Genomic DNA, 26,416 nt, shown 5'->3' on the forward strand with positions numbered 1-26,416 from the left:
ATTATCCCCCTGTCCACCACTCCAGCAAAATCAGCAGAACACAGCCTGCTATCGACTCCCATTCATATCGTCTGGAGCGGGAATGACTGTGCAAAGAAAGCACTTGCAAGCTTTCCCCGAAGCCTCTGGCTGCCATCCCTTTGTACAACGCATCGTATTTGCGCATCGCCCTGACGAACAGCTGGGCAGCCAGACCGCCGATGTCGCGCATCGTCGCGCGAAATCCCCGGTGCCCGCCACGCGAGCGCTGAGCAATCCACAACTGATGGGAGACGCCGAGCAACACGAAAATAAAGCGGTACATAATCATCAGCAAATCCGTAACGATGACCGGAAGCCGCAGCTTGCGCAACACCTGCAAAATCTCGGCAAACGGCACCGTAAACAAAATAAAGGAAAAGCAGGCAAGGCTGGCCATCGTTCGCCAAAACAGCACCCACACCTTGCTGATGGCGCTCATTGGAACGTATATCAAATAAGGGCCGACATGCCACGCCACTGCCATCTGAGTCACAGGAGCTGTCTCCGCCCTTGTCGCTTCCAGCAGAAGTGCAGGCAAACCCAAAACAAAGAACGAGAGAGACAAAAGAAGAAATCCGAAATAGAAACGGACGGGAATACGGGCATATCCGATCACCCATACTCCCATCCAAATGCAAATCGCCATTTGCAACCACTCATGTCCTGTCAAAACGAGCAAAATCAACGCGCTCGCAAACAGAAGCTTGTGTTCCGGCGGCAAAAATCTCAGACGGTTTTGATACGAAAGAGAGTCAAGCTGCTGCCAGTTCATTTTTTGTTTTTATCCAGCCGACCTTTGTACAAGCCCATCGCATAGCCGACAATGCCCGCTCCCAATGCCGCTTGCACGGCAAACAGCAAGCTCTCCGTCTCGCCTCCTGGCGGTTCAAGCAGCGGCTGGAACCACGGCTCGTACGCAGGGGCAATCTCCTTGATCGCTTCCTCTGCCGCTCCGTCCGCTCCGCCGAACTCCGAGTCCTGCACCAAAAGCAACGGCACGATCGCAAGCACGACGACACCCAGGAGCAGCAGCCAGTTCATTCCTTTTTTCACAGCGATTCCTCCCGTTTCAGCAAGCGCAGCTCCGCCAGCTCTTTTGCATTGTAAGATTGAAGCCAGTTCCAGACGAGCACGGTCAGAAGCCCCTCGCTGATCGCCAACGGAATTTGTGTGATGGCAAAAATGCCAGCGAACTTGGCGAAAGAAGCCAATACCCCGCCAGACTCAGCCGGAAAAGCCAGCGCCAACTGAACAGATGTCACTACATAAGTCGCCAGGTCAGCAAGAGCTGCCGCAGCGAAGACAGCCAAACGTTGTCCTCCGTTGGCACGGACAATCAGGCGGTACACCCCGTAAGCCACCATCGGCCCGACAACCGCCATCGAAACAGCGTTGGCGCCAAGCGTGGTCAATCCGCCATGCGCCAACAGCAAGGCTTGGAACAACAGCACCAGACTGCCCAGCACAGACATCACCCACGGGCCGAACATGATCGCCCCAAGTCCTGTTCCGGTAGGATGGGAGCTGCTTCCCGTCACCGAAGGAATTTTCAAAGCAGACAGCACGAAAGCAAAGGCACCTGATACGCCAATAAGCAGCTTCATTTGCGGGTGTTCTTTGACGATTTTGTTTAACGAACGAATGCCAAGAATGAAGAACGGAATAAATACTACCCACCAGAACAACGCCCACGACAGCGGCAAATACCCTTCCATAATGTGCATCGCGTAAGAAGTTTGCGGTTCATTTACGAGAAAGTAAAGAACAAAGCCCGCAATCAATAAACAGGTCGAGACAAAGCGTGATCGATTCAAGGCAACTTCTCCTCCTTTGCTGTTCTTTTTACCGTTTTTTCCAATCAAAAAAGCCCCATCCGATAGCAGACGAGGTATGCGCACAAAACAATAGACATGAACTTCTGTCCAATTGCTCCGTATTCACCGCTCCTTTCCGCGAAGGTCTCCAGGGTGTGGCAAGTAGGTAGGTCTCCTGGCTTTCAGATCGATGCGCTCTTTGTCCTTCCCCATATGAATATGAGTGGAACTTCATCAAAGAGAACTCCCTGATTACAGTGGCGGGACCGCTCGGGACTTTCACCCGATTCCCTGTTACCCTTCGTGCTCATGCACACAAAGGCACCTATTGCCGACAATATCCAATTGTTTGACAGTTCTTGCTTGTCCTACATTATTATACTCAATCGCCCAATCCAGCGTAAAGCTTATTATCAAAAGGCTCCTGCAACCGATGACCTTTTGGCGAATGTCATTGACTGCAAGAGCCTTGTTTTTGGTTCTACGTTTTTGATTCTACGCTTTCGCGTCCACGCCAACCGCTTCGCTGATGTGGGAAAAACCGTCCCGCTGCATCAGCTTGAGCAATTGCTTGTTGATCTGCTTCGAAATGCCAGGCCCTTGATAAATCATGCCAGTATAAACCTGAACCAGGCTGGCGCCTGCGCGTATTTTCTGATAGGCGTCTTCTCCGGTAAAAATGCCTCCGACACCGATAATCGGCACTTTGCCTCCGACTTCCTGATAAATCTCTTTCACCCACGCTGTCGATCGCTCTGTCAGCGGCTTTCCGCTCAAACCGCCCGCTTCCTCGGCGTACCGATGCCCTTGAACAGCTTCCCGCGACAGTGTCGTATTGGTGGCAATAATCCCGGAAATGCCTTCCGCCACAGCCCCTTGCACAACATCGCGCATATGCTCGTCAGACATGTCTGGAGCTACTTTGAGCAAAATCGGTTTTTTCTGAATGCCGCGCGCTTCCAGCTCAGCCGCTTTCTCGCGTATCGCCCGCACCAGCTGGCGCATGCTTTCTGTCTCCTGCAAGTCGCGCAAATTCGGCGTGTTCGGCGAGCTGATGTTAATGACGAAATAATGGCCGTACGCATAAAGCATGTCCAGACACTTGATATAGTCAGAAGCCGCTTCCTCATTAGGAGTGACTTTGTTTTTGCCAATATTGATCCCGATCGGAACATCGGAATAAGCGTAATCTACCAGATGCTGCGAAGCCAAATACGCACCGTGGTTGTTGAAGCCCATTCGGTTGATCACTGCTTCGTGTTCAGGCAAACGGAACAAGCGGGGCCTCGGATTGCCAGGCTGTCCCTGCGGCGTCAAAGTCCCGATTTCCACAAAGCCGAACCCGAGCGCACCGAGCGCATGATACACTTCGGCATTTTTGTCAAAACCGGCGGCGAGTCCTACCGGATTGGGAAAAGTCATTCCCCACAGCTTTGTCGCCAGACGCTCGTCCTTCAACTGGAACATCATTCTGAGCAAGCTTTTTCCCGGAGCAGAATCTTCCATCAGCTTCAAGGCACCAACCGTTTTTTCATGAATCTCTTCCGTATCCATCTGGAACAGATATTTTCTTATGAGCTTATACATCCCGGCTGCACTCCTTACTCCATTTTTACCTCATTGTAGAATACCACACTTTGTTTCTCGTGGGCTAACCTTTATACGCGATACATATTTCCAGTCGAGCAGACAAACTATAACAAAACCAGCGATTTAAAAGGGGACGTATGTTTCATGAAAGCAGACGGAAAAATCGGGATTGGCCAAGCGATCATGGTCATGATGCTCTCAATCGGAATAACCAACCATGTTACCCTTATTCCTCTGCTGCTCAGCAAAGCTGGGCGCGATGCCTGGCTGAGCGTCATTATTGGCGCCATCCCCTTTGCCGTTTGGGCATACGCCCTGTTTTTCATCAATAGACGGATCAAGCAGATGTCGCTGTCCCAGTGGCTTCTTTTGCGATCAGGAAAAACCGTCCGGCATCTGCTCCTCGCCCCGATCATCCTTTGCCTGTACTTGATGGCCCTCGTCAATTTAATCGATACGCAAACATGGACTACCGTCAACTATTTGCCGCAGACACCGGAATGGGTGACAGCGCTTGCCCTGATCATTTTGTGCGTGTTCGCCTCTTACGGCGGCATAGCCTCTGTCGGCATTACTTCCGGCATCCTGCTGCCTGCCGTTTCGTTATTGGGCATGTTCGTCGCGTTTGGCAACATTCCCAAAAAAGATTATACCCAGCTTTTGCCGCTGTTCCAAAACGGGCTTATGCCCACCCTGCACGCCATGGTGTTTGTAGGAGGAGGATTTACCGAGCTGTTCCTGTTGCTTTTGCTGCAACACCACATTCGCAAACCGCTTCGCGCCGTCCACTATATCGTCATGATCGCGATCGTCCTGATACTGACCCTCAGTCCGCTTACAGGAGCCATTGCCGAGTTCGGGCCTGTGGAATCGACGCGCCAGCGGTTTCCCGCCTTTGAGCAATGGCGGCTTTTGACGATCGGCAAAGACATCGAGAACATGGAGTTTTTCTCGATTTTTCAGTGGCTGTCCGGGTCGTTTATCCGCATTACGCTTTGCTTGCTGCTGCTCGGGGAGCTGCTCGTCCTGCGCACGAAAAAGCAAAGAAAATACGTCATGTTCGTCCTTGGCGCCAGCATGATCGCCCTGACCAGTCTTCCTTACAGCGACATGCAATTCGTGACGTTTCTCTCGAAGATTTACTATCCTTTTTACTTGCTGGTTATGGTAGTCGTCACACTCATCTTGTTCCTGCTGTCGCTGCGAAAACCAACCAGATTGGAGGATGTGAGCCATGACCCTTGAAGAGGAGCTGCGTGATAGATTTGCGCATTGTGCTGATGTCGTCTTCCTGCGGGCTGTCACCCCGAACGATCAGTCTGTGCTCATGCTGTACTGCGAAGGTTTGGCGGACGTACGGCATTTGCAGGAGACGGCTTTGCCTCAATTGGAGCACTGCGTAAATTCTGGCGATCTGCGCTCGCTTCCGCTCGTCCCTTTGTTCACCAATCCGGAGCTGTGGACTGAACGGCTCTTCGCGGGAGACTTGCTGATTTTTTTGGGGGATTCGCCGCCTTTTTCCTGGGATATTTCCAATCGGCCGCAGCGGGGGACAGAAGAAGCCAACACGGAAATTTCCATCAAAGGTCCGCGAGACGGCTTCGTGGAGGATTTGTCGACCAATGTGGCCCTCATCCGCAAACGCATGCGAACGATTACCCTCGCTTATGAGCCGTTCATTCTCGGCACCCGCTCCCGCAGCCGGGTTGCTCTGTTGTATTTGACAGACACTGCCGCTCCCGACCTGCTTGAGATGATTCGCGATCGGCTGATTGCCTGCGAAAACAAAAAAATATTGAACAGCGCGCTGTTGGAAAAAATGCTGAGCGACAATCGCTATTCCTTGTTTCCGCTTGTCGACTATACGGGACGCCCCGACTATGCGATTTACTTGCTTCTGCAAGGAAAAGCTATCGTGATGGTGGACGGCTCGCCCCTGGCCCTTATTGCTCCTGTCTCCCTCCTGGAGCTGATCAAATCTCCAGAGGACGATCAATATCCGATCACGTACGTATGGCTGGAGCGCATGCTGCGTCTCGGCGGTTTTTGGATTGCCGCTTTTCTCCCCGGGTTCTGGATTGCCTTGTCTGCTTACAACGTCGAGCAGTTTCCGTTCCAGTTGCTTGCCACGATTACCCAGGGACGAAAAGGCTTGCCATTTTCCGCGCCGATGGAGCTTTTCGTGATTTTGTTCATTTTTGAGTTTCTGCGGGAAGCGGGAGCCCGTCTGCCGAAAAACGTCGGGCAAACGCTGGCGCTTGTCGGAGCGTTGATCATCGGAGACGCCTCCATTCGCGCCGGGTTGACTTCGCCCTCGATGCTGTTCGTAGGCTCGCTGACAGTCGTCGCTTCGTTCACTCTCGTCAACCAGGCGCTGAGCGGTGCTGTCACGGTCACCCGTTTTGTTGTCTTCCTCCTGTCGTCGACGATCGGCATGTACGGATTCGTCATCGGAATGATTGCGATTATTTACTACTTGTCCACTTTGACCTCGTTTGGCCGTCCCTACGTGTTGATGGGCTCGTCCAACGTGCTGTCCAATCTGTATCTGGTCTTGTTCCAGCCGCTGATTTACTTTTTCCGCAAAAAGCCTGAAAAGGACGGGAACACCAAATGAAATACGCCCGAATCGCTTGCGCTTTGCTGCTGCTTGCCACAACGCTTTTGAGCGGCTGCTGGGATCAGAAATCGATTCAGGATTTGAGCTATTTGTCTGCTTTTGGCGTTGACTTTATCAACGACGAATACGTCCTCTACGCCCAGTCTGTCGACCTGTCCAGCGTCGCCAAACAGGAAACGGGAAGTCAACCGGATTCGCCTCCCGCTGCTATTTCGATCGGGAGAGGTAAGACGCTGATGTCCGCTTTTGACAACCTGCAAAAAAACTCGCAAGTGCCGCTGTTCCTCGGATTCGTCTCGTCTCTCGTATTTCACGAGCGCATCCTGCAAAAAGGCATAATCACGACGCATGACATCTTGAACCGCTACGGTTTGATCCGCTATACAAAATGGGTGTTCGCGACGAGGGAGCCGGTCGACAAAATTCTTGGCAATCACGCCCTGACTGGCTTCTCTCCGCTGACGTCCCTTTTGCATCAGCCAAAAGACGTGTATCAGCAGCGCTCCTTTATCGAGCCGACCCAGTTTTACCGCTTCATCAGCAACTTTTGGGACCCTTCGAATACCGTGCTGCTGCCCAATGTCACCATCTACACCCACTCGTGGAAGGAGAACAATCACTACACCTCGCGCCTGTCCATCGACGGGGTGCACGCGCTGCATCGCGGCAATTGGAAAGGCTATTTTCCCAGCCGCGATCTGATGGGCTTGCGCTGGATGAACAAAGACACCGAGTTTGCCGGCCTGATCATCCGCGAAAACAACACGCCCAAAGCGACAATCCGCATCAAGCACGTAGGACTGCAAATCGTCCCGCTCACCACCGGGCCGATTCCCCGCTATAAATTGAAGGTGCATCTGCTAGGCTTTGTTCGCGAGCTAATGAGCCCAGTCAGTCCTGCGCACATTCAGAAAAACTCGGAAGAACAGGTCCGGGAGCAAATCAGGGACACCTTTTTAAAAGGATTGAAAAAGGGCACTGACTTGTACGGCCTGGAAAAAGAGTTGTTCAAAAAAGACTACCGGGCCTGGCGGGCGTATGAAAAAGAGCATCGTACGGCGCCGACCGCAGATTCGATTGCCTCGATTCATATACAGGTGCATTTGAGCGACTCAGGCAAAATGAAGATGAACTCCTCCAAATACCCCGATCCACTCGGCCCTGAGTAAGTAAGGATTTGCCCACAAAAAAACTGCTTGCCAAAATTTCTGGCAAGCAGTTTCGTTTATGGAAGCGCGATTAGTTTTTCACCAGCAATACTTCTTCTACAGAAGCGTATGGCAGGTTGTGAGCATCTGCAACCGCTTTGTAAGCCACTTTTCCGTCGATGACGTTTACGCCTTTCGCCAGAGCGCGGTTGTCGCGGATCGCTTGTGCGTAGCCTTTGTTCGCCAGTTGAACAGCGTATGGAACCGTTACGTTCGTCAGCGCCAGAGTGGAAGTGCGAGCTACCGCACCAGGCATATTCGCTACTGCGTAATGGATTACGCCGTGTTTTTCATAAGTCGGGTTGTCATGCGTTGTGATGCGGTCGATCGTTTCGATGGAACCGCCTTGGTCGATTGCCACGTCTACGATCACGGAACCAGGCGTCATTTCTTTTACCATCGCTTCTGTTACCAGGCGAGGAGCGCGTGCGCCAGGGATCAGAACAGCGCCTACGAGCAGGTCTGCTTTTTTCACTGCGCTTGCGATGTTGAAAGAGTTGGAGATCAAAGTTTGTACGCGGCCTTGGAACAGGTCATCCAATTGGCGCAGACGATCTGCGTTCACGTCGATGATCGTTACATTTGCACCGAGACCAAGCGCCATTTTCGCAGCGTTCGTACCTACGATACCGCCACCGATGACAACGACTTCGCCTTTTGGCACGCCAGGTACGCCACCGAGCAGCACGCCTTTGCCGCCGTATTGTTTTTCCAGGAATTGCGCACCGATTTGTACGGACATGCGGCCCGCAACTTCGGACATCGGCATCAAGAGCGGCAATGCGCCGTTGTCGAGCTGGATAGTTTCGTACGCGATTGCGATTACTTTTTTATCGAGCAGCTCACGAGTCAATTCAGGCTCTGGAGCCAGGTGGAGGTACGTGAACAAGATCAGACCTTCACGGAAGTAGCCGTACTCGGCAGGAAGTGGTTCTTTTACTTTCATGACCATGTCAGCGGCCCACGCATCTGCTGCGGTCGCGACAATCTCAGCGCCTACTGCTGTGTAGTCTTCGTTGGTGAAACCGCTGCCAAGTCCTGCACCTGTCTCTACGCGAACAGAGTGTCCGTTTTGTACGAGGGCTGCTACGCCTGCTGGCGTGATGGCAACGCGATTCTCGTTATTTTTAATCTCTTTTGGAATGCCAACGATCATGATAGGTAGTCCTCCTTGGAAACGCCGATTTAATGAGAATACTAACATTGTACAGCGTTTACACGGGGCGTTTCCTTGGGGATTCCTTTAATTTTGCCATCCTTCTGTTTGTGAAAATCCACAAACGAACTATTGTTCCTGATCGAGCTTCGCCATTTTCAACTCCAGGTAGAGGGCGGCCCGCTGGTTCATGTTCTCCAGATCGACCCGCATGATCTCCTCAATCCGCCGCAATCGGTAGCTCAATGTGTTGATGTGGATGTGCAGACGCGAGGCGGTCACGTTCACCTTGCCTGCCGCGTCCAGAAACGTTTCCAATGTCTGCAACATCGCCGTCTGATTGTCCCGGTCGTATTGCCTGAGCTTTTCCAAGCGCTCGTTTTCATAGCCTTGCTCCGCCTCCCACTGCTTCAGTTGCAGGAGATAACGGTAAATGCCCAGCTCGTGATAGCCGTAAATGCCTTCGTTTTCCTTGGGAAACAGCTTCTTGATCTTGAGCGCGTGCAGCGCCTCCCTGTAGCTTTTCACAATCTCTGTATACGTCGACTGATAGCCGAGTCCGTAGCCTGCAATCACCTGTCGTCCTTCTGTGACATGGGCTTCCAGCTTGCCGAGCGAGTCGGCGAGAAACTGCTCGACTTTGCGGACGAGGACTTCCCGCACATCTTTTTTGACACTGCCGTCAAGGCCGATCAGCAAAATGATCTGCGAACCGTCGACAACCCACAACAGCTTGTCGCGCATGAGCAACGGGTACAAATACTGGTCGAGCCGCGCACCTGCCGCTTCAATAATGCAAATCAAATAAGCGGTCGGAAGCTGCATTTGCAGGCTGTCAGCTTTTTGCCGGATCGTGCTTTCGCTTTTGTGGTTGCCGAGCAACAGCTCCCACAAAAACTCCTTGCGCCGCTGCTCCTCCGCCTTGCGCTTCCCTTGCCGCTGCATGAGCCTTGAGACGGCTACCCGTGCCGCCTGACGCAAAATCTCGTCATCCTCGCGCGTGATCGGCCGATTCACTTCCTGCGCCCATATGTACCCGAGCACGTCACTGCCGCGCCTGATCGCGATCGCCACACGCTTGCCCAGGCCGACCTCATCCTTGGCCGGAATATGTACAGGGTCGTCTTGCGTCAACAGCTCCTGGAACACGCCGTCCTTCCACAGGCGGGTCAACACCTTTTCCGGCACCCGCCTGCCCATGATGGTCGACCAGCGCGCCTGATCGGTGCTGTCTCCGTGGGAGCTGTAGGCAATCAATTTGTGATCCGCATCTTCAACCGTAATCGGGTTTTGCAAAAGCTCTCCAATCACATCGGCTAGTTCGTCTATATCGGCATGCTGATACTGTTGAAAATAGTTAGGCTCAACGGACACATTTCCACCTCTTTACCGCGCATTCGTACGTGTCCTTTTATTATACAAGAAAGCGTAAGCAGGGCGCACTTTTTCCGCTTGCCGGACGCTCGCGCTACTGGTCTTTTTCCGCAGCGGAATTGACGCACAAAAAACGGACGACTTCCCCGGTACGATTCAGCCAGTTATGCGGTGTAGTCGAGTCCATGTGAATGCTGTCGCCCGGATGCAAATCGTGCTCTTCCTCTCCGAGCAACAGCGTCAATACCCCTTCCAGCACGTAGACGAACTCCTGCCCTTTGTGGACAAAAGGCGTCCCGCTGTCCTCGTGGGGCTGCAATGTGACGAGGATCGGTTCCAGCAAGCGGTTCGCCAAATCGCCAGACAAGTCCTCATACACGAAAGGAAAGCCGCTCGGCATCGCAGGCTTTTGTCCGCCTCTGCGCACGCGATCGCTCTGTGCCGAATGCTTTTCCGAAAAGAAATAGCTCGGACTCACTTCCAACGCCTCGGAGATTTTTTTCAGCGATTCCAGCGTAATCGACGATTTTCCCCGCTCCACCTGGGACAAAAAGCTTATCGAGAGTTCCGTTTTTTCAGATATTTGTTTCAGTGTCTTTTTTTTGCCAAGCCGCAGTGACTTGATCAAGACGCCAATCGTTGGTTCCATCCGCTATACCTCAAATCTCGCAAGATAGGTCTATCATACCGCTTGCGGGAAAATGGTGCAAAACGCTGTTGCGATGAATCCTTTTATCTTTTATAATCTTTACTATTATCAGACAAAAAGCGTTTTCACTTTTTTTATGAGCGGAAATTGAAGTGACGCTTCAATTCACGAAACGAAGGTGTCCCCCGCCCGCTGCTACTCGCACTCCAACGCCATTCTGCAAAGCATCGTCATTTACACACCAAGGGAGGATCTGCAACTGATGGCACTTCAACCACAAGCGGGAGTTTCCAAACAGGTTCAAAACAAGGCGTTGATCGCCAGTTTGATGGGCAGCTCCATCGAATGGTAGCACGCTTCCTGAAGAGCAGTTTTTGGCCTGGGGCTGGCGCGTTCCGTTCATTTTGAGCGTTGCACTCGTGTTTGTGGGACTGTGGATTCGCAACGGCATTGATGAAACAAAGGATTTGGATTTTGACAAATCCTGACCGAAAGGATGAGAGTCATGCTCATTTTGAGCCGGGAAAATATCGAGCAAATCTACACGATGAAAGATTGCCTGGAAGACGTGGAACACGTTTTTCGCGAGCATATGCAAGGAAACGTAACGACTCCGGTGCGCACCGCGGTTGACCATCCCAAATACGATGCGACCAGCTTGTACATGCCGTCTTACTTGGCGAGCGATGATTACGTCGCGGTGAAAATCATCAGCATTTTTCCGCAAAACCATAAACACAACATCAAGTCTTTGCAAAGCGTCATTGTGCTGACGGAAGCCAAAACGGGGCAGCACGTCGCCATGATGGATGCCAGCCTGCTGACCGTCATGCGGACCGGGGCGAGCAGCGGTGTCGCCACCAAGTATTTAGCCGCAGAGGATGCGGACAGCTGCGCGGTGCTTGGCTGCGGTGCCCAGTCGCTCGGGCAAATCCAGGCTGTCATGGAAGTACGGGCGCTGCGCCATATTTACTTGTACAACCGGACGCGAGCCAAAGCTGATGAAATGAAACAAAGCCTGCTGGCGCTCTATCCGGATTGGCACGGAGAGATCACGGTGGTGGAAAACGCCGACGAAGCCGTCTCGCTTGCCCGGATCGTCATTTGCAGCACCAAGGCGACCGAGCCGCTGTTTGCCGCTTCCAGCCTGCGTCCTGGTACCCATATCAACGCAATCGGCGCGTTCCTGCCGCACATGCGGGAAGTCGATTCGGCCACCGTACAAACCAGCAAAGTCGTCGTCGATACGCTGGAAGGTGCCGAGCACGAAGCTGGCGATTTGCTCATTCCAATCGCGGAACAAGAGTGGAGCTTTGCTCAATTGCACGCTGAACTGGGAGAAATTTTGATCGGGCAAAAGCCGGGGCGGGAAAATAACGCAGAAATCACGCTCTACAAATCGGTCGGAGTCGCTTACCTGGATACAGCGGTAGCCAAGACCGTGTACGAGCGGGCAAAAGCTGCCGGAATCGGCACTGCAGTCTCGTTATAGAACCGTACAGCCGCCAAAGCGCTTCAAGCTTGGCGGCTGCTTTTTTGCTTACAGCAGGCGGGTGATGGCATCGAGTATTTGCTCTTTCTGAAAAGGCTTGACGACAAAGTCGCTCGCGCCAGTCTTCATGGCCTCCAAAACCTTTTGCCGATGCCCGACTGCCGAACAGATCAACACTTTGGCATCCTGATCGTAATCGAGAATCTCGCGCATGGCCTCAATTCCATGCATGTGCGGCATCGTGATGTCCATCGTCACAATGTCCGGCTTCAGTTCCTTGTATTTCTCAACAGCCTCCAAACCATTGCACGCTTCTCCGCAAATCTCGTGTTGCTCGCCTAGCATATCTGTCAACATCCTTCTCGTGAAGGCTGCGTCGTCTACAATCAGCAACCGGGCCATGGTGTCCTATCCCCTCACATCTCGCTCGCATTTCTCTCTATTACTTTTGCAGAAATCGCAAGCCTTGTCCACGAGAGAAAATGACTTCTTTTGTCGAAATGAACATTCGGCGTTTTCGACGTTTACGGACGAAAACCGATCGGCTCCGTGGTTTCGCCTGAGCCTTGTTCACCTGTTGCTTGCCCCGCTACTACTTTCGCTGCCTGCGGACTCTCGGGCTTGGGATGAGGAGTAGTCTCTGTGATCTCTGGCAAATCGACTTGCCGTACTTCATCCGGTATATCCGGCTGCGGGATTTCCACGAAATCCTTCTCCATGCGAAAACGCCTCCCTTTTTCTCTGCTTTTTGCCTTAATAGGCTGTCCTGATCTTGCCTTTCCATGCACCCCCACTCCCGTCATTATTTTCCTCATTTTTTCATCGCGCTACTTTTCCGATATAATAGGAGTGCACTTGTTTACCGTCTCACGATCGAACGCTTGTTTTTTAAAAGGGGAAATTTTTCCATGCCAAAGCTGAAGCCTTTTTTCGCCCTGTTTACCTTCCTGGTTGTCGGGCTGCTTCTGCTCATTACCAGTCAGTTTTTTACCAGCATGAAACATTTGGACGAAGTGATCAATGACCGCGGGCCTTCTTCTGAAATATTGCGCGTTGCCTTGTTGCTGGAAGGGCCAACCTACGATCAGGGCTGGAACAGCAGCGCGATGGAAAGCATTACGGAGATGCAGAAAAGGTTCGGCTTTTCACTGGAGATTGCCAACAATATCAAAGCCGATCAAATCACGAATGTGGCGCAAAAATACGCAGCAAACGACTATGATCTCATTTTGGGGCATGGGGTGATTTTCTCCGAGCCGTTTACCAGTGTCGCACGCAAGTATCCGCAGACCCGCTTCATCTCCTTCAACGGTGAAGCCCCGCATTCCAACCAGACGACGATTCGCTACGACATGAAGCCTGCCGGTCAGCTCGTCGGCATGCTGGCGGCGAAAATGTCCCGCACGGGCAAAGTCGGCTATATTCTGGTCGACAAGCCGCCGGAAATGGCTCAGGCGGAAGGCTTTCGCGCAGGAGTCAAAAAAGCTGCGCCCAACGCGGAAATCGTGATCGGGAAAGTATCCGACTTCAATGACATTGAAAATGCCGTACAAAAAACGCGCGAGATGATCGCTCACGGTGTCGATGTCATCTACACCACCGGAGACAGCTTCAATCTCGCCGTCATTACCGAAGCACAGCGCTCCAAGGTGTATACGATCGGCTATATCGCCGACCAGCGCTACATCGCGCCGGACTATGTGCTCGCTTCCCTGGTGCAAGACGTGCGGCAATGTTATCGCATTATTTTCGAGCAGTACATGGCAGACAGACTCCCGAGCGGCAAGGTTGTCTACGGTCTGGCCGAAGGCGTGAACCACTTCAGTCCGTTTGGCCCGATGGTGCCCCCGGAGGTTCGCGCAGATATTGAACGGGAATTGCAGCACTTTATTTCTTCCCGTGGCTCGTTTGGAGGTTAATTGGCATGTCCCTGTTCAGCAATCTTGGATTTCAGAAAAAAATGATGCTCAGCTATCTCGTCATGATGCTGCTGATCGGCTGCGTCACTACCCTGTTCAGTTACCATATGACAAAGGTTACTTCCGACGAAGTGCACCTGACTCAAAACGTTTTGCCGCAAACGAGCGCTCTTTTAGAGGTCAAAAACCAGATATACACCAAGACATTCGCCCTGAACATGTACACTTTGACCCGCGACGAGTCTTATCTCGACCAGTATTACACCAATTTGATCGACACATCCCGTTTCGCCTCGCTGACGAAAACAGAGGAAAACAGCGGCTTGTTCTCCATCATTGAATCGATTTCCAAGCTGGATTTTCTGTTTTTGAACAAAATCAATCCGCTGCTCAAGGCAAACAATGTGCCCGCTGTCAGCTACGTGCTCAGCCAGGAAGTCCAGCCGTTGATCAACCAGCTGGAACGTGAATTGTCGTTCTCGCTCAATCAACTGGAGTACAAGACAAACAAAGAGTTTCAGCATACAAACGAAAGTATTCGCGTATCGCTGATTCTTACTTACACGGTCTCCGTAGCCGCGATTTTGTTCGGGTTTTTCTGCACCTTTTACTTCCGCAACGAGCTGCTTCGTCCGATCGAGTCGCTCATGAAGCAAGTACGCGAGGTGTCCAAAGGGACGTTTGGCCAGCAAATTATTTATACCCATCATGACGAATTTAGCGAGTTGGCCCAGGAGTTCAACAAAATGTCGAGCAATATCGCCAATTTGTTCGCCCAGGACGCCATGCAGCGTCAAATTTTGACGGAAGAAAAAAATATTCGCGAGCAAATTCTCAACTCGCTTCCTGTCGGGATCATCACACAGCCGCACGCCGGGGCGAGCATCCACGTCAACAAACTGGCACAGCATCTGGTCAAAGTCGACGAGGCCGGGTATCCGATGTCCAAAGCCGCTTCGTTCACGGCGTCAACAGACAGCGAGGATGCCCCCTGGTTCGTCAATCGCAAAATGACGCTGTACAAGCAGGATGACTCGCCGTTTACCGCTCTCGTCTCGTATGTGCCGCTGCACAACCAAAAGCACGATCAAGACTCGGGCTGGATGGTCGCTTTTCTCGATATTACGGAGCAAGAACAACTTCAAGAATACTTGAACCAATCGGAAAAACTGGCGATGGTCGGGCAGCTTGCAGCCGGAGCAGCGCACGAAATCCGCAACCCGCTCACCGTTATTTACGGCTTCATTCAATTGCTCGAACAGCGCTTGTCCGATCAGGAGCGGGATCGCTACTACCTGCCGCTGATCTTGCAGGAAATTGAGCGGGTCAACCGGATTGTGACGGAGTTGTTGATGCTGTCCAAGCCGTCCAAGCCGGACTATCGCGAAGTGAATCTCGCAGGTGTCGTCCACTCGATTCTGCCGCTGATGAATGCCGAAGCCATGCTGCACGGCATCCAGATTGTCGACCGCTGTGCGCCCAATATTCGCCTGCACGTCGATGTGGAGCAGCTGAAACAAATTTTGCTGAATCTGATGAAAAACAGTATTGAGGCCATGAAAGAAGGCGGCATTCTTTTGATCGAAAGCCACCTGGACGATAAAGCCGTGCATATTCATGTGAAAGATACGGGTGAAGGGATTCCGGCGGAGTTTCTCGTGCGGATTTTTGATCCGTTCTTCTCGCTGAAAGAAGACGGCACCGGACTTGGCTTGCCGATCTCGCGCCGCATGGTGGAAAACCACGGCGGCGACCTGCAAGTAAAAAGCAAGCTGGGGCAAGGAACAGAAATCATCATCACGCTGCCCCTCGACCCAAAAGTGGACTGAGTTACGCTGTTTACGCGTTAGCTGGCGCGATCCGCTCCTGACCGCGCTCGTCCAGCCAGGCGAACATGTTTCGTGTATACTTTTCGATTTCTTCTCCGACGAACAGATGGCTGGCCCCTTCCGCCAGCCATTTTTCGTGCCAGACGCCAGCCTTTTGCAACTCGGCTGCCAGCCTGTGGGCATGCTCGACGCTCACATTTTCATCTTCTGTGCCGTGGATGATCAACACCGGACAAGCGATCTCGCCTGCGCGATACAGCGGGGTGCGATCGCGGTACGCTGCTTCCTGCTTGGCGGGATGGCCAATCAGTCTGCGCAACATTCTGCGCATGTCCACCCGCTCTTCGTACGTCAAAAACATGTCGCTGACCCCGCTCCAAACGACAGCAGACAGCAAGCCCTTGCATTCCATCGCCGCAAACAAAGCCATGACCCCGCCGCGGGAAAAGCCGTACGCGCTGATCCGCCGGGAATCGACGATGTTCAGCTTGCGCAGCAGCTCGTAGGCTGAAAAGACGTCCTGCCGATCTGCCCCGCCAAATTCGTCCCGTCCCGCACAGCCTTCATTCCCCCGATAGTGCGGGGCGAGAACGACATAGCCAAAGGCAGCCATCTGGCTGATCCGCTCCGGTCTGACCCGTCCGATTCCTTTGATCCCGCCGCGGCAATAAAGCAGCGCGGGAAGCCTTGTCTCTTCCGCCAGAAAATGCTCCGGCACCGCCAAAAGCGCTTTGACCAGCAGATCGTCGCTATAATAGCTGACCGTATAGAGCGCGACCCCTGAGACGACGCTCTCTTCCGGCGCAAAAGCGACAAAGGGGGCAAAATCAACCTGCATCCTGCTCACGATTCCTCTCTCTGCTGCCCCGGCGCCAGCTTTTCCACAAGGAACTGCATGGACGGCGACAGCCATTTCTTTTTATGATGCACCACCTGAATGAAAAACGAAGGCTTGTCGCTGCGAAAAGGCACGCCAGCCAGCAAGCCTTCCGCCTGTTCTCTTTTCACAGCCATGGACGGCAAAAGCGCCACCCCCAGACCGCAGCGCACGCACTGCTTGATCGCTTCCGGGTTGCTGAACTGGCAGGCGATTCGCGGCGTTATTCCTTGCTCGCCAAGCACCTCCGTAAGCATCCCTCTGTACGTGCAGCCTTCTTCGGTGAGGATAAGCGATTCGCTCGCCAAATCGCGGGCTGTCAGCACAGGCAAGCTCGCAAGCCGATGTTCGGGAGGCATGACGATCACCAGCTCCTCCTGACGAACGACCTCTGCCACCAGCTCCTTGTCTGTACAGCGGCGATCGAAAATGATCCCGATGTCCAGGTAACCATCGCGAAGCTGCTGCAAAATCACCTCTTCACTCGCCGTCCGCAGCACGAGATCGACCGCCGGATATTGCTCACGGAAGCTTTGCAAGTACGGGGGCAAAAAGAAAGCAGCAAGCGTATCAATCGTGCCAATCGCAAGCGGGCCGCTCGCCTGACGGTTCACGATGTCTTTAGATTCCCCATATAGCCGGATCATTTCCCTCGCATACGGCAACAGTGCTTCTCCCGCCTGAGTCATGCGCAGCCTGCGTCCGTAGCGCTCAAACAGCGGCACTCCATAGGATTGTTCCAGCTTTTGCATCTGGGCAGTCACTGTCGGCTGCGCATAGCCAAGCTCCTCCGCCGCCCTCGTAAAGCTGCCCCATCTGGCTACCTCGCGAAACGTATGCAAATACACCAGCTCCATCGGCACACCTCCTGTTCAATCATAGAAATCACTGATGTTTATTATCAAATAGTATAGATAACTGTGATGATTCGATCAATGCTAAGCTGAAGTCATCCCGAATCAAGGAGGAATGAACGTGTCTGTCGTATTGCAAATTCCGGCCGCGCCCCCGGCGCAAGCCCATCGCCATTTTCTCGCCAAGCTCTCTTTGGAAACAGACGTATCAGATGTCTGGAATGACCTGCAAAACGGCGTGGCGAATTATATCATCGTCGATGCCCGCAGCGAAAAAGCGTACCAGGAGTGCCACGTACCTGGCGCCATCTCGTTGCCTCACGCGCTTATCAGCGGGGAAACCACTGCGTTTTTGGATCGCTCCAAGCTGTTGGTCGTCTACTGCTGGAGCCCTGCGTGCAACGGTGCGGCAAAAGCGTGCGCCAAGCTTGCGGAGCTTGGCTTTTCCGTCAAGGAGATGCTCGGCGGGATGGAATATTGGCAGCGTGAAGGGAATCGGATAGAAGGAAGCATTTTGCAGGAAAAAAATCCTCCCCGTCCGCTTTTTAGTGAATAGGCGAGCAAGCATTTTGCATCACACGCCGAGAATCGTTACCTTTGTCACCTTGTCTAAGAGCTACAGGTGCAAAGCGTGGAAGCGGACAAGTGACAGCGCAAAAGAGCCCTCCTGCACGAAGGGCTCCTTGCTTTGTTTAGGCTTTGGTTTTGGTTTTAGTTGACGTTGGCGACGTTGGGGACTTTGCTGCGCTCCGCTTGCCAGGAAAGCTCCTGCACGAGCTGCTCCACAGAATCTTGCAGCCGCTGCGCCGCTTCTTCCTCCAACGAGTTTGCCCCGTCCTCGCCTTTTTTCACCAGCGAATCGAGGATAAAGGCACCCGCCAGCAAATGTCTTGCGCCCAGTGCGGACAAGACTGGCTTGAGAGCGTAATCGATCGCCAGCAGATGGGCGATCGTCCCGCCGATTGCCACGGGCAAAATCACCTTGTTCTCCAAAGCTTTTTGCGGCAGCAGGTCCAAATACACTTTCAGCACACCGGAATACGCCGCTTTGTAAATCGGGGTCGCGATGACGAGCGCATCTGCCTCGGCGATCCGCTCGTTGGCCTGTACGATAGCAGGACTGTCAAAACGAACGTGCAGCAAATCGTCCGCAGGCAAGTCGCGCACATGAACCCAGTCTGTTTCGTGTCCAGCTTCCAGCAACAATCGATCTATGTAGGTCAGGACGGTGTCCAGTCTGGAGCCTGCATAGGGACTTCCTGATACAATCACGAGTTTTGCCATAGCTTGATCTCTCCTTTTTTATTTGGCAAGCAGCAATGTCCCTGCCTGCCGCGCAAGTTTGTCGATTCCCTCAGTTCCTGTGCCGCATCGGGCGTTTGGCCCGCTTCCTTTTCCCCGATCCGTTCTTGTTGCGCTGAATCCATGCCAGCCCTGCGGCTTTTTACCCGCTGTAATGCTCCCGCCATTTGAGCCATTTTTTCTCCAGGTAGCGCACCAGCGAATCCGTCGCCTTGCCGACCAGCGCAAAGATCACGATTCCTACAAACACAATGGACGTTTGCGAAAATTGGCGCGCATCCATAATCAAGTAGCCGACCCCTTCGCTCGAACCCATCAATTCTGCCACGACCAGTCCCAGCCAGGCAGCACCCAGAGACAGCCGGACACCGAGCAAAATATTCGGCAGCGCCGCCGGGATAATCAGCTTGGTAATTTGCTTCCAGCGGCTGAACTGCAACACTCGGGCGACGTCAAACAGCTTGGCGTCAACACTGCGTATCCCGAGAAATGTATTTACGTAGAGCGGAAAAAATGCTCCTTTGGCAATCAACAGCACCTTGGACAGCTCGCCGAAGCCAAACCACAAAATAAACAGCGGAATCACCGCCAGATGCGGAATCGTCCTGAGCATTTGCACCGATGGATCGAGCGAATGCTCCACCCGATTGGAAAAGCCTACCGCCAGTCCTGCCAGCAGTCCGATCGCTCCGCCGAGCAAAAAGCCTGTCGCCGCCCGCATGATGCTGATTTGCAAATGTCCAAGCAGCTCCCCGCTCGCCAAAAGCTCGCCCGCCGCAGTCAAAATTTGCAGCGGCGTCGGCAGCATAGTCGCCGACACCATTCCCAATTCGCCTGCCGTCTGCCAGACGATCAGGACAACGACGGGCAGGATCAAGCCTTTTAACCAGATCGCCAGTTTGGTGCTGTTGCCCGCCCTGGCTTTTGCTTTCGTCGGCAGGACGGGTTTGGCCGAAGCAGTCGCGGCGACCGAGATTCCCTCTGCTTGATTGCTCATTTTCTTTCACCTCCGTCAAATCCCTGAGCTATCGACCAATTCCAGTTCGTCTACCTTTTCGAACTCGTTCAAGACGAGATGGCGCAGCTCCTGAAAGGAACGGTTTGCCTTTTTCCGGGGAAAAGGCAGATCGACAGGAACGATGCGCTTGATGGAGCCCGGGTGTGCGTTCATGATCACGACCCGGTTGGCCAAGTAGATCGCTTCGTCGATATCGTGTGTCACGAAGATCATCGTCGTCTTGTTTTCCTGCCAAATGTCGAGCAGGACTTCCTGCATATGTGAGCGGGTAAAGGCATCCAGCGCTCCGAACGGTTCGTCCAGCAAAAGCACCCGGGGATTGCGCAAGAGCGCACGGGCGATCGCCACCCGCTGCGCCATGCCGCCAGACAGCTCGCGCGGATACGACTTGGCAAATCCTCCGAGCCGGACGAGCTGGATCAGCTCATCTACGCGCTCGCGAATCGCCGGATTTTTGAGCGACAGGTTGGCGGCGATGTTTTTTTCCACTGTCAGCCAGGGAAAAAGCCGCGGCTCCTGAAAAATGAAGCCTTTGTCGATACCGGGACCGCTCACTGGCTGTCCGGCAAGCTGGACGCTCCCGGCGTATTCCGTGTCCAGTCCCGCGACGATTTTCAGCAGTGTGCTCTTCCCGCAGCCGCTCGGCCCGATGACGGTGAGGAACTCGCCTTCCTTTACAGTCAGCCGGATGTCGCGGAGCGCCTGCGTCGCTCCTTTGGACGTCGCAAATGTCTTGTCGAGTCGGGTGATCTCCAGCAGCGCGGTCATACGCCGACTCCTTTTGCCTGCTGTCGTTGCTCCAGCTTCTGTTTGACGACAGGCAGCAACAGCTCGCCAGTGATCGCCGCTTCCTCCAGATGGGGGTACCCGGACAAAATAAAAGACGAGATGCCCAGATCGATGTATTCCAAAATGCGGTCGGACACTTGCTCAGGGGTACCTACCAGCAGGACGGCACCGCCGCCGCGCACGGTCGACAGGCCAGACCACAGATTGGGACCAATCACGTAGTTGTCTTTTTTGGAGCCTTCCCGCAGCTCGTTTTGCCGTTTTTGACCGATGGCATCCGTGTGGCTGAACCGCTGGCCGGACTGCTGGAGCGCCTGCGGATCTACCTTGCTGATGATTTCCCACGCTTCTTTCCACGCCTCTTCCTCCGTCTTGCGCACCAGCACCTGGGCGCGAAGTCCGTAGCGCAGCTCGCGGTCGCGGCCAAGCTCTCGCTTCAGCTCCTCCACCTCGTCAATCTGCTGGCGAATCCACTCCAGCGGTTCCGCCCACATCAAGTAGACATCGGCTGTCTGAACCGCAACCCGTTTGCCTGTGGGCGAGCTTCCCCCGTAGTAGAGCGGCGGGTGCGGCTGCTGCACGGGAGCAGGCAAGCTCGCCCCTCCCTTGATCTCATAAAAGCGGCCGGAATAGTGAAGCGGCTGCGCTCCCTGCTGAGCGGTCTGGTTGCTCGCCAAAAACCGCTCCGGCTGGGCGTGCGAATTTGTCCAGACGCTTTTGATAATCTCCAGAAACTCCCGCGTGCGCTCATAGCGGCCGTCGTGATCGTGGGCGAGCGGGTCACCCGTGGCGAGCAAATCTTGCGGGCTGCCGCCTGTCACGACATTAATCAGTGCCCTGCCGCCCGACACCTGATCGAGCGAAGCAGCCATCCGCGCAGCCAACACAGGGGCGATCAGCCCGGGACGCATGGCGACCAGCGGCTTGAGCACCTGTGTATTGGCAGCGATCGTAGCCCCGACGATCCAGGAATCGATGCAAGCTCCGCCAGTCGGAATCAAGGCAAAAGTAAAGCCTGCCCGCTCGGCTGTTTGCGCCACCTGAACCATGTAGTCAGCAGTCGACTCGCGCTCCGGCTCGACGCCGATATACTTGCCGTCTCCCGTCGTTGGAATAAACCAGCCAAATTCGACTTGTTGCTTTGATTTCCCCATCTGCTCCACTCCTTTGAATTGATTTGGAATGAAAAAGAAGGCACAGTCGCGGTCATCTCCGCAACTGTGCCTCCAGTTTTCTGGTTGGCAAAACTCAATAATTCACACTTGATTAGTCGGTATTGTGCGCAATCGTATCATCGGCTTCCAGCGGCTGTCAATAGGGTCAACAAAAAATTTGCTCCGCTATTCCGGCTATTCTTACTATATTGCATATTGGGATTGACTCTTCTCCCATTTGTTGCTATCATCCATTTCATACTTTGCAACTCGGAATTATCCTTTTACCGACCAGACCACTGGAGGTCTCCTTCCAACAGCGAACGATTGCTGTTTGGGACGAGGCCTTTTGTGCGTCCTGCACTCCCAATTTTTTTATGAGGTGATACACATGGGCAACCAAAAACGCACGCTCCACCTGAACTTGTTTTTGTCGAGCTTGGGTCATCATGAGGCGGCATGGCGCCATCCTTCCTCCCGCGTGGAGGACATCATCGACTTTTCCCACTTTCAGCGGCTGGCGCAAAAAGCGGAGCAAGCCAAGCTGGATTCCCTCTTTTTGGCCGACCGCTACGCCACATCGCGCAAAGCTGTCAAGTACGGGGCGATCAGCGGACTGGAACCGCTCACCCTCCTGTCCGCTCTCGCCGTTGTGACCAGCCGGATCGGGTTGATCGCTACGGTCTCCACGAGCTTCAACGAACCGTTCAACCTCGCCCGCCGCTTTGCTTCCCTCGACCATCTCAGCAAAGGCCGGGCGGGCTGGAACATCATCACGTCCGGAACAGATGGCGAGGCGCAAAATTTCAACTGCGAGCGAATCCCCGAGCATCACCTTCGCTACGAACGGGCGGCAGAATTTCTCGATGTCACTCTCAAGCTGTGGGACAGCTGGGAGACAGACGCGCTAATCCAGGACAAAGCCTCGGGCATTTACGCAGACAACAGCAAGGTGCACGAGTTCAACCACAAAGGCAAGCATTTTGCCGTGCGCGGCCCGCTGAACTTGCCGCGCTCTCCCCAGGGACGGCCACTGCTCGTCCAGGCCGGATCTTCCGAGGACGGAAAAGACTTCGCCGCCCGGTATGCCGAAGCCATTTTCACCGCACAGCAATCGCTGGCGGACGCCCAGGCGTTTTACGCCGACGTCAAATCGCGCGTCGCCCGCTACGGACGCTCCCCTGAACAAGTCGTCATCCTGCCTGGCATTTGCCCGATCATCGGCGAGAGCGAGGCAGAGGCAAAAGAAAAAGAGGCGCAGTTGCACGAGTTGACGCATCCCGCCTACAGCCTGCTGCAACTATCCAATCGCATCGGCTACGATCTGTCCTCCTACCCATTGGACGGCCCGCTGCCCGAGCTTCCCGCAACGGAACAAATCGCCGGGCATCAGAGCCGCGCCCAGCTGATCCGCGATTTGGCCGAGCGGGAAAGCTTGACGCTTCGCCAACTGCTGCTTCGTCTCGCCGGAGGTCGCGGCCATCGGACAATCGCAGGCACTGCCGAGCAAGTGGCGGACGAGTTGGAGGCGTGGTTTACCCAAGGCGCGGCAGACGGCTTCAACATCATGCCGCAGTTGACGAACGGAGGGCTGGAGGACTTCATCGACCAGGTCGTGCCGAAGCTGCAACAAAGGGGGCTGTTCCGCACAGAGTACACCGGGCACACCTTGCGCGAGCATTACGGGCTGGATGTTCCAGCCAACCAGTTTGCCAGTGCGCCACAAGTCCATTAGGACACCCATAGACCCACAGAAAAGAAAGGATGAACAAACATATGCAGTCTTCCCCGAAAACAATCGGCTGGCTTCGTCTGATCGTCGCCTTCTCCCTGCTGTTGCTGAGCGCTTGCGGCAAAGCAGCAGCACCCGAGCAGCAGCAGACCGTTGCCGCCAGTGCAGAGGCAAAAGAAAAAGTCGTCGTAAACATCGGCATTCAAGGCAGCACCGGGATTTTCTCCTACGCCAGGGACAAGGGCATTTTTGAAAAAGCTTTTGCCCAAGCCGGAGCCGAAGTGAAGTGGCATGAATTTGCCAGCGGTCCTCCCCATTTCGAAGCGATTGCCTCCGGGCGGCTCGACTTCGGCGCGACAGGCGGCACTCCGGTCGTCTCTGCACAAACCGGAGGTGTCGATTTCAAAGCGATCGCCGTAACGAGCGACGGCAAGCGCAACAACGCGATCGTCATTCCGAAAGGCAGCCCGATCGCCGACATTAAACAGCTCAAGGGCAAGAAGATCGCCGTCGCCAAAGGCAGCAGCGCCTACAACTTCCTGTACATGGTGCTGAATCGGGCCGGGCTGAACGACAAGGACGTGGAAATCATTCACCTTCAGCCGGATGAAGCGCGACCCGCCCTTGACACCGGAGCTATCGATGCGTGGTCGACTTGGGAGCCTTACGTGACGACCGCTGTCGTGCAGACGCAGGCCAAGACGCTCGTGACAGGCGACGATCTGAACATTTTCGCTCCCGGATTTTTGATCGCGCGCACTGGCTTTACCGCAGACCACCCCGAGCTGACGGTCCTGTTTCTCAAAACGTACGAAGAAGTGCGCCGCTACTACGTCAGCCACCTCGACGAAGTAACGGACGAATTTGTCAAAACCAAGAAGCTGGAGCGGGAGATCATCAGCAAGGTTTTGCAAAATTCAAGTCCCATCCTCTCCCCGATCACGCCGGAATTTGCCAAAGCGCATCAGGAGCAGGCCGATTTTCTCTTCTCCGTGGGCGCGATCAAAAAGAAGCTCGACACTTCCCAAGTATTGGAGAGCAAATTCGTCGAGCAGGCGTTGAAGGAAGTCGGGAACTAACCCTGCTGCCGTGCAATGCTAGGCGAGATTGGAGTTCCAAACACGTTACGATGCAAAATGACTTTAGGGATTTTCAGCGGGAAGGGAGATGAGACGGAGGCACTTCGTCATCGAGCGTGGTGATGCGCATAAGATGAATCTCTCGCAATTTGTTCGTTCAAAAATGCGCAAAAAAGACAGGGAAGCTCCCTGTCTTTTTGCTCTAGTGTCAACCTCGTAAAAAAAAGGACGGGATGTCCCGTCCTTTTTCTGTTATCACAAGGCTTAGTAGCCACGTTTTGCGTTCTTTTTGTTGATAGTCGCAAGGTTCTCTTCGCTGTGCTTCAACCATTTTTTCAATTTGTCCTCGAAGGAAGCTGCGTTGTCGCGTTTTGCATTTCCTCCGCGATCGCCTCCACGATATCCACCACCACGGCGCTCTTCACGCTCCGGACGCTCAGGCGCTGGGAGTGCGGCGCGAACCGAAAGCGAGATTTTACCTGCATCATCAATGGAGAGAACTTTTACCTTTACTTGTGCCCCCACGGTAAAGTGATCATTGATATCTTTTACAAAACCGTTTGCTACTTGGGAAATGTGGACCAGCCCCTGCTCGGTTTCGCTGACTGCTACGAACATCCCAAACGGTTTAATCGCTGTCACTTTTCCTTCGATGATGCTTCCCACTTGTACTGCCATCCAGTTTGCACTCCTTTTATTATTTCAGAAAAATGGTGAGAACCTCAAACCAGAAGCCTCATTCTCCTAGTATAGCAGAGAAATTCCAATACTGAAAAGCCTATTCTTTCTAGATGACGCACTTCATGCTAGTGAAAAGACAGCTGGTACGCGTCTGTAGCCATTACAAGCTCTTCGTTGGTAGGAATTACCATGACTTTGACCGGAGAATATTCCGTACTGATAAATGCTTCACCTTTGCTGCTGCGATTGGCTTCGCGATCCAGATTGACCCCGGCAAATTCCAGTCCGGTGCAAACCATTTCGCGTACGGTAGAACTATTTTCTCCAACACCTGCTGTAAAAATAATCCCGTCTACGCCATTCAGTCGCGCCAAATACAGCCCAATATGTTTATGCAAAATCGTTGTGAACAATTCCAGGGCAAGCTGGCTGCGATAATGTCCCGCTTCTGCCTTTTCCATAACGTCGCGCAAATCGTTGGACACGCCCGATACGCCCATCAGTCCGCTCTTGTTGTTCAAAATCGTAATCGCCCCGGCTGTATCCGTTTTTTCGATTTCTTCAATATACGGAATGATCCCGGGATCGATGTTGCCGCTGCGGGTTCCCATGGACAGTCCCGCCAAAGGCGTCATTCCCATCGACGTATCAAACGATTCTCCGTAGCGAATCGCGGTAATGCTGACCCCGCTGCCGATGTGGCAACTGATCAGTCGCAGCTGTTCTTTCGGACGGTTCAACATCTCTTCGGCGCGGCTCATGACATAGCGGTGAGACGTGCCGTGGAAGCCGTACTTGCGGATTCCGTAATGCTCGTAATACTCGTATGGCAGCGCGTATAGATAGGAGGATGGAGGCATGGTCTGGTGGAACGCTGTATCGAAAACAGCTACGTGTTTCACGTCGGGATAGATGCTTTGGGCGACTTCGATCCCGAGCAGGTTGATCGGATTGTGCAACGGTGCAAAGCGGGACAGGCTGCGAATCTCCGCTTTCACGCGATCGTCCACGACGACAGACTGTTTAAATGCTTCTCCGCCGTGCACGACCCGGTGGGAGATAATATCAATTTGATGTTGCTTTAATGTTTCAAACACGCTGCGAATCGCATCCTCGTATTCGTCGCGTTGGATTTGCTGCAAGTAATCCTGGGCAATCAGTTCTTTGCCCGGCATGGAGTAAAGCTTGTACTTAACCGAGGAGCTGCCGCAGTTCAGTACGAGCACGTTCTTTTTGTCTGACACGAATCTCATCCACT

Annotated in this window: 27 protein-coding genes and 1 riboswitch; of the genes, 9 read left to right on the plus strand and 18 right to left on the minus strand. The window is 53.7% G+C overall.

Features of this window, described 5'->3' with window-relative positions; genetic code table 11:
* Nucleotide 1: 1 nt before the first annotated feature.
* The 4 genes from cbiQ to NST23_RS23690 all read right to left on the minus strand — a co-directional run bounded on the left by cbiQ (nucleotide 2) and on the right by NST23_RS23690 (nucleotide 3,422).
* The gene (cbiQ, locus tag NST23_RS23675; RefSeq protein WP_173596690.1) at nucleotides 2-793 is read right to left on the minus strand and encodes a cobalt ECF transporter T component CbiQ; all 792 of its coding nucleotides are present in this window, start codon (nucleotides 791-793) and stop codon (nucleotides 2-4) included.
* The gene (locus NST23_RS23680) at nucleotides 790-1,074 is read right to left on the minus strand and encodes an energy-coupling factor ABC transporter substrate-binding protein (protein ID WP_063230912.1); all 285 of its coding nucleotides are present in this window, start codon (nucleotides 1,072-1,074) and stop codon (nucleotides 790-792) included. Before NST23_RS23680 ends, cbiQ begins: the two co-directional genes overlap by 4 nt.
* Nucleotides 1,071-1,835 (minus strand): energy-coupling factor ABC transporter permease, encoded by a 765-nt coding sequence (locus NST23_RS23685; protein WP_063230911.1) that lies wholly within the window; start codon nucleotides 1,833-1,835, stop codon nucleotides 1,071-1,073. Before NST23_RS23685 ends, NST23_RS23680 begins: the two co-directional genes overlap by 4 nt.
* Before the next feature lie 148 nt (nucleotides 1,836-1,983).
* Nucleotides 1,984-2,179: riboswitch (cobalamin riboswitch) on the minus strand.
* Between the two features lie 151 nt (nucleotides 2,180-2,330).
* A complete protein-coding gene (locus NST23_RS23690; protein WP_122964383.1) occupies nucleotides 2,331-3,422 on the minus strand; it encodes a quinone-dependent dihydroorotate dehydrogenase in 1,092 nt (363 codons plus the stop codon).
* 147 nt (nucleotides 3,423-3,569) lie between these two features.
* Between NST23_RS23690 and NST23_RS23695 the strand changes: the two genes are divergently transcribed.
* The 3 genes from NST23_RS23695 to NST23_RS23705 are packed head-to-tail and all read left to right on the plus strand — an operon-like array spanning nucleotide 3,570 to nucleotide 7,214.
* A complete protein-coding gene (locus tag NST23_RS23695) occupies nucleotides 3,570-4,670 on the plus strand; it encodes a GerAB/ArcD/ProY family transporter (RefSeq protein WP_340964690.1) in 1,101 nt (366 codons plus the stop codon).
* Nucleotides 4,660-6,042: a spore germination protein gene (locus NST23_RS23700; RefSeq protein ID WP_173596687.1), complete on the plus strand. Its 1,383-nt coding sequence runs from the start codon at nucleotides 4,660-4,662 to the stop codon at nucleotides 6,040-6,042. The genes NST23_RS23695 and NST23_RS23700 overlap by 11 nt, the downstream gene beginning before the upstream one ends.
* Nucleotides 6,039-7,214 (plus strand): Ger(x)C family spore germination protein, encoded by a 1,176-nt coding sequence (locus NST23_RS23705; RefSeq protein ID WP_122964380.1) that lies wholly within the window; start codon nucleotides 6,039-6,041, stop codon nucleotides 7,212-7,214. Before NST23_RS23700 ends, NST23_RS23705 begins: the two co-directional genes overlap by 4 nt.
* 70 nt (nucleotides 7,215-7,284) lie before the next feature.
* Here NST23_RS23705 and ald read toward each other — a convergent pair whose 3' ends face one another.
* The 3 genes from ald to NST23_RS23720 all read right to left on the minus strand — a co-directional run bounded on the left by ald (nucleotide 7,285) and on the right by NST23_RS23720 (nucleotide 10,432).
* Nucleotides 7,285-8,409, minus strand: a complete 1,125-nt coding sequence (gene ald / locus NST23_RS23710; RefSeq protein WP_173596686.1) for an alanine dehydrogenase — start codon at nucleotides 8,407-8,409, stop codon at nucleotides 7,285-7,287.
* 129 nt (nucleotides 8,410-8,538) lie between these two features.
* Complete coding sequence (locus NST23_RS23715; RefSeq protein ID WP_173596685.1) at nucleotides 8,539-9,783, minus strand: PucR family transcriptional regulator; 1,245 nt, start codon at nucleotides 9,781-9,783, stop codon at nucleotides 8,539-8,541.
* Between the two features lie 94 nt (nucleotides 9,784-9,877).
* Entirely contained in the window at nucleotides 9,878-10,432 is a 555-nt protein-coding gene (locus NST23_RS23720) for a helix-turn-helix domain-containing protein (protein WP_173596684.1), read from the minus strand.
* A gap of 505 nt (nucleotides 10,433-10,937) precedes the next feature.
* Between NST23_RS23720 and NST23_RS23725 the strand changes: the two genes are divergently transcribed.
* Nucleotides 10,938-11,924 carry an ornithine cyclodeaminase family protein gene (locus NST23_RS23725; protein WP_122964376.1) on the plus strand — a complete coding sequence of 329 codons (987 nt, stop codon included), beginning with the start codon at nucleotides 10,938-10,940 and terminating at the stop codon, nucleotides 11,922-11,924.
* Between the two features lie 48 nt (nucleotides 11,925-11,972).
* Here the strand turns inward: NST23_RS23725 and NST23_RS23730 are convergent, their stop codons facing one another.
* Both NST23_RS23730 and NST23_RS23735 read right to left on the minus strand, forming a co-directional pair.
* A complete protein-coding gene (locus NST23_RS23730) occupies nucleotides 11,973-12,326 on the minus strand; it encodes a response regulator (protein ID WP_122964375.1) in 354 nt (117 codons plus the stop codon).
* 122 nt (nucleotides 12,327-12,448) lie between these two features.
* Nucleotides 12,449-12,643: a hypothetical protein gene (locus NST23_RS23735; RefSeq protein WP_122964374.1), complete on the minus strand. Its 195-nt coding sequence runs from the start codon at nucleotides 12,641-12,643 to the stop codon at nucleotides 12,449-12,451.
* A gap of 189 nt (nucleotides 12,644-12,832) precedes the next feature.
* Here NST23_RS23735 and NST23_RS23740 point away from each other — a divergent pair, with 189 nt between their 5' ends.
* Both NST23_RS23740 and NST23_RS23745 read left to right on the plus strand, forming a co-directional pair.
* Nucleotides 12,833-13,843, plus strand: a complete 1,011-nt coding sequence (locus NST23_RS23740; RefSeq protein ID WP_173596683.1) for a BMP family ABC transporter substrate-binding protein — start codon at nucleotides 12,833-12,835, stop codon at nucleotides 13,841-13,843.
* A gap of 5 nt (nucleotides 13,844-13,848) precedes the next feature.
* The gene (locus NST23_RS23745) at nucleotides 13,849-15,672 is read left to right on the plus strand and encodes a sensor histidine kinase (protein ID WP_122964372.1); all 1,824 of its coding nucleotides are present in this window, start codon (nucleotides 13,849-13,851) and stop codon (nucleotides 15,670-15,672) included.
* Nucleotides 15,673-15,682: 10 nt separating this feature from the next.
* Here the strand turns inward: NST23_RS23745 and NST23_RS23750 are convergent, their stop codons facing one another.
* Both NST23_RS23750 and NST23_RS23755 read right to left on the minus strand, forming a co-directional pair.
* Nucleotides 15,683-16,510 carry an alpha/beta hydrolase family protein gene (locus NST23_RS23750; protein WP_122964371.1) on the minus strand — a complete coding sequence of 276 codons (828 nt, stop codon included), beginning with the start codon at nucleotides 16,508-16,510 and terminating at the stop codon, nucleotides 15,683-15,685.
* A gap of 5 nt (nucleotides 16,511-16,515) precedes the next feature.
* Nucleotides 16,516-17,406 (minus strand): LysR family transcriptional regulator, encoded by an 891-nt coding sequence (locus tag NST23_RS23755; RefSeq protein ID WP_122964370.1) that lies wholly within the window; start codon nucleotides 17,404-17,406, stop codon nucleotides 16,516-16,518.
* 118 nt (nucleotides 17,407-17,524) lie between these two features.
* On the opposite strand from NST23_RS23755, the gene NST23_RS23760 reads away from it, so the two are divergent.
* Complete coding sequence (locus NST23_RS23760) at nucleotides 17,525-17,959, plus strand: rhodanese-like domain-containing protein (RefSeq protein WP_122964369.1); 435 nt, start codon at nucleotides 17,525-17,527, stop codon at nucleotides 17,957-17,959.
* Nucleotides 17,960-18,114: 155 nt separating this feature from the next.
* Here the strand turns inward: NST23_RS23760 and ssuE are convergent, their stop codons facing one another.
* The 5 genes from ssuE to NST23_RS23785 are packed head-to-tail and all read right to left on the minus strand — an operon-like array spanning nucleotide 18,115 to nucleotide 21,666.
* A complete protein-coding gene (ssuE, locus tag NST23_RS23765; protein WP_173598530.1) occupies nucleotides 18,115-18,687 on the minus strand; it encodes an NADPH-dependent FMN reductase in 573 nt (190 codons plus the stop codon).
* A complete protein-coding gene (locus NST23_RS23770) occupies nucleotides 18,672-18,830 on the minus strand; it encodes a hypothetical protein (RefSeq protein ID WP_173596679.1) in 159 nt (52 codons plus the stop codon). Before NST23_RS23770 ends, ssuE begins: the two co-directional genes overlap by 16 nt.
* Before the next feature lie 17 nt (nucleotides 18,831-18,847).
* Entirely contained in the window at nucleotides 18,848-19,702 is an 855-nt protein-coding gene (locus tag NST23_RS23775; RefSeq protein WP_122964366.1) for an ABC transporter permease, read from the minus strand.
* 15 nt (nucleotides 19,703-19,717) lie between these two features.
* A complete protein-coding gene (locus tag NST23_RS23780; protein WP_217022202.1) occupies nucleotides 19,718-20,491 on the minus strand; it encodes an ABC transporter ATP-binding protein in 774 nt (257 codons plus the stop codon).
* The gene (locus NST23_RS23785; RefSeq protein ID WP_217022201.1) at nucleotides 20,488-21,666 is read right to left on the minus strand and encodes an LLM class flavin-dependent oxidoreductase; all 1,179 of its coding nucleotides are present in this window, start codon (nucleotides 21,664-21,666) and stop codon (nucleotides 20,488-20,490) included. Before NST23_RS23785 ends, NST23_RS23780 begins: the two co-directional genes overlap by 4 nt.
* A 391-nt stretch (nucleotides 21,667-22,057) precedes the next feature.
* Here NST23_RS23785 and NST23_RS23790 point away from each other — a divergent pair, with 391 nt between their 5' ends.
* A complete protein-coding gene (locus tag NST23_RS23790) occupies nucleotides 22,058-23,401 on the plus strand; it encodes an LLM class flavin-dependent oxidoreductase (protein WP_287102206.1) in 1,344 nt (447 codons plus the stop codon).
* A 41-nt stretch (nucleotides 23,402-23,442) separates the two neighbouring features.
* Complete coding sequence (locus NST23_RS23795) at nucleotides 23,443-24,477, plus strand: aliphatic sulfonate ABC transporter substrate-binding protein (protein WP_340964692.1); 1,035 nt, start codon at nucleotides 23,443-23,445, stop codon at nucleotides 24,475-24,477.
* A 264-nt stretch (nucleotides 24,478-24,741) separates the two neighbouring features.
* Here the strand turns inward: NST23_RS23795 and NST23_RS23800 are convergent, their stop codons facing one another.
* Both NST23_RS23800 and NST23_RS23805 read right to left on the minus strand, forming a co-directional pair.
* Nucleotides 24,742-25,155, minus strand: coding sequence for a S1 RNA-binding domain-containing protein (locus NST23_RS23800; RefSeq protein ID WP_063230894.1), 414 nt, complete (start codon nucleotides 25,153-25,155; stop codon nucleotides 24,742-24,744).
* 128 nt (nucleotides 25,156-25,283) lie between these two features.
* A complete protein-coding gene (locus NST23_RS23805; RefSeq protein WP_122964361.1) occupies nucleotides 25,284-26,402 on the minus strand; it encodes an acetate/propionate family kinase in 1,119 nt (372 codons plus the stop codon).
* Nucleotides 26,403-26,416: the final 14 nt, after the last annotated feature.

This window comes from Brevibacillus sp. FSL K6-0770 (assembly GCF_038000275.1).
Classification (GTDB): domain Bacteria; phylum Bacillota; class Bacilli; order Brevibacillales; family Brevibacillaceae; genus Brevibacillus; species Brevibacillus parabrevis.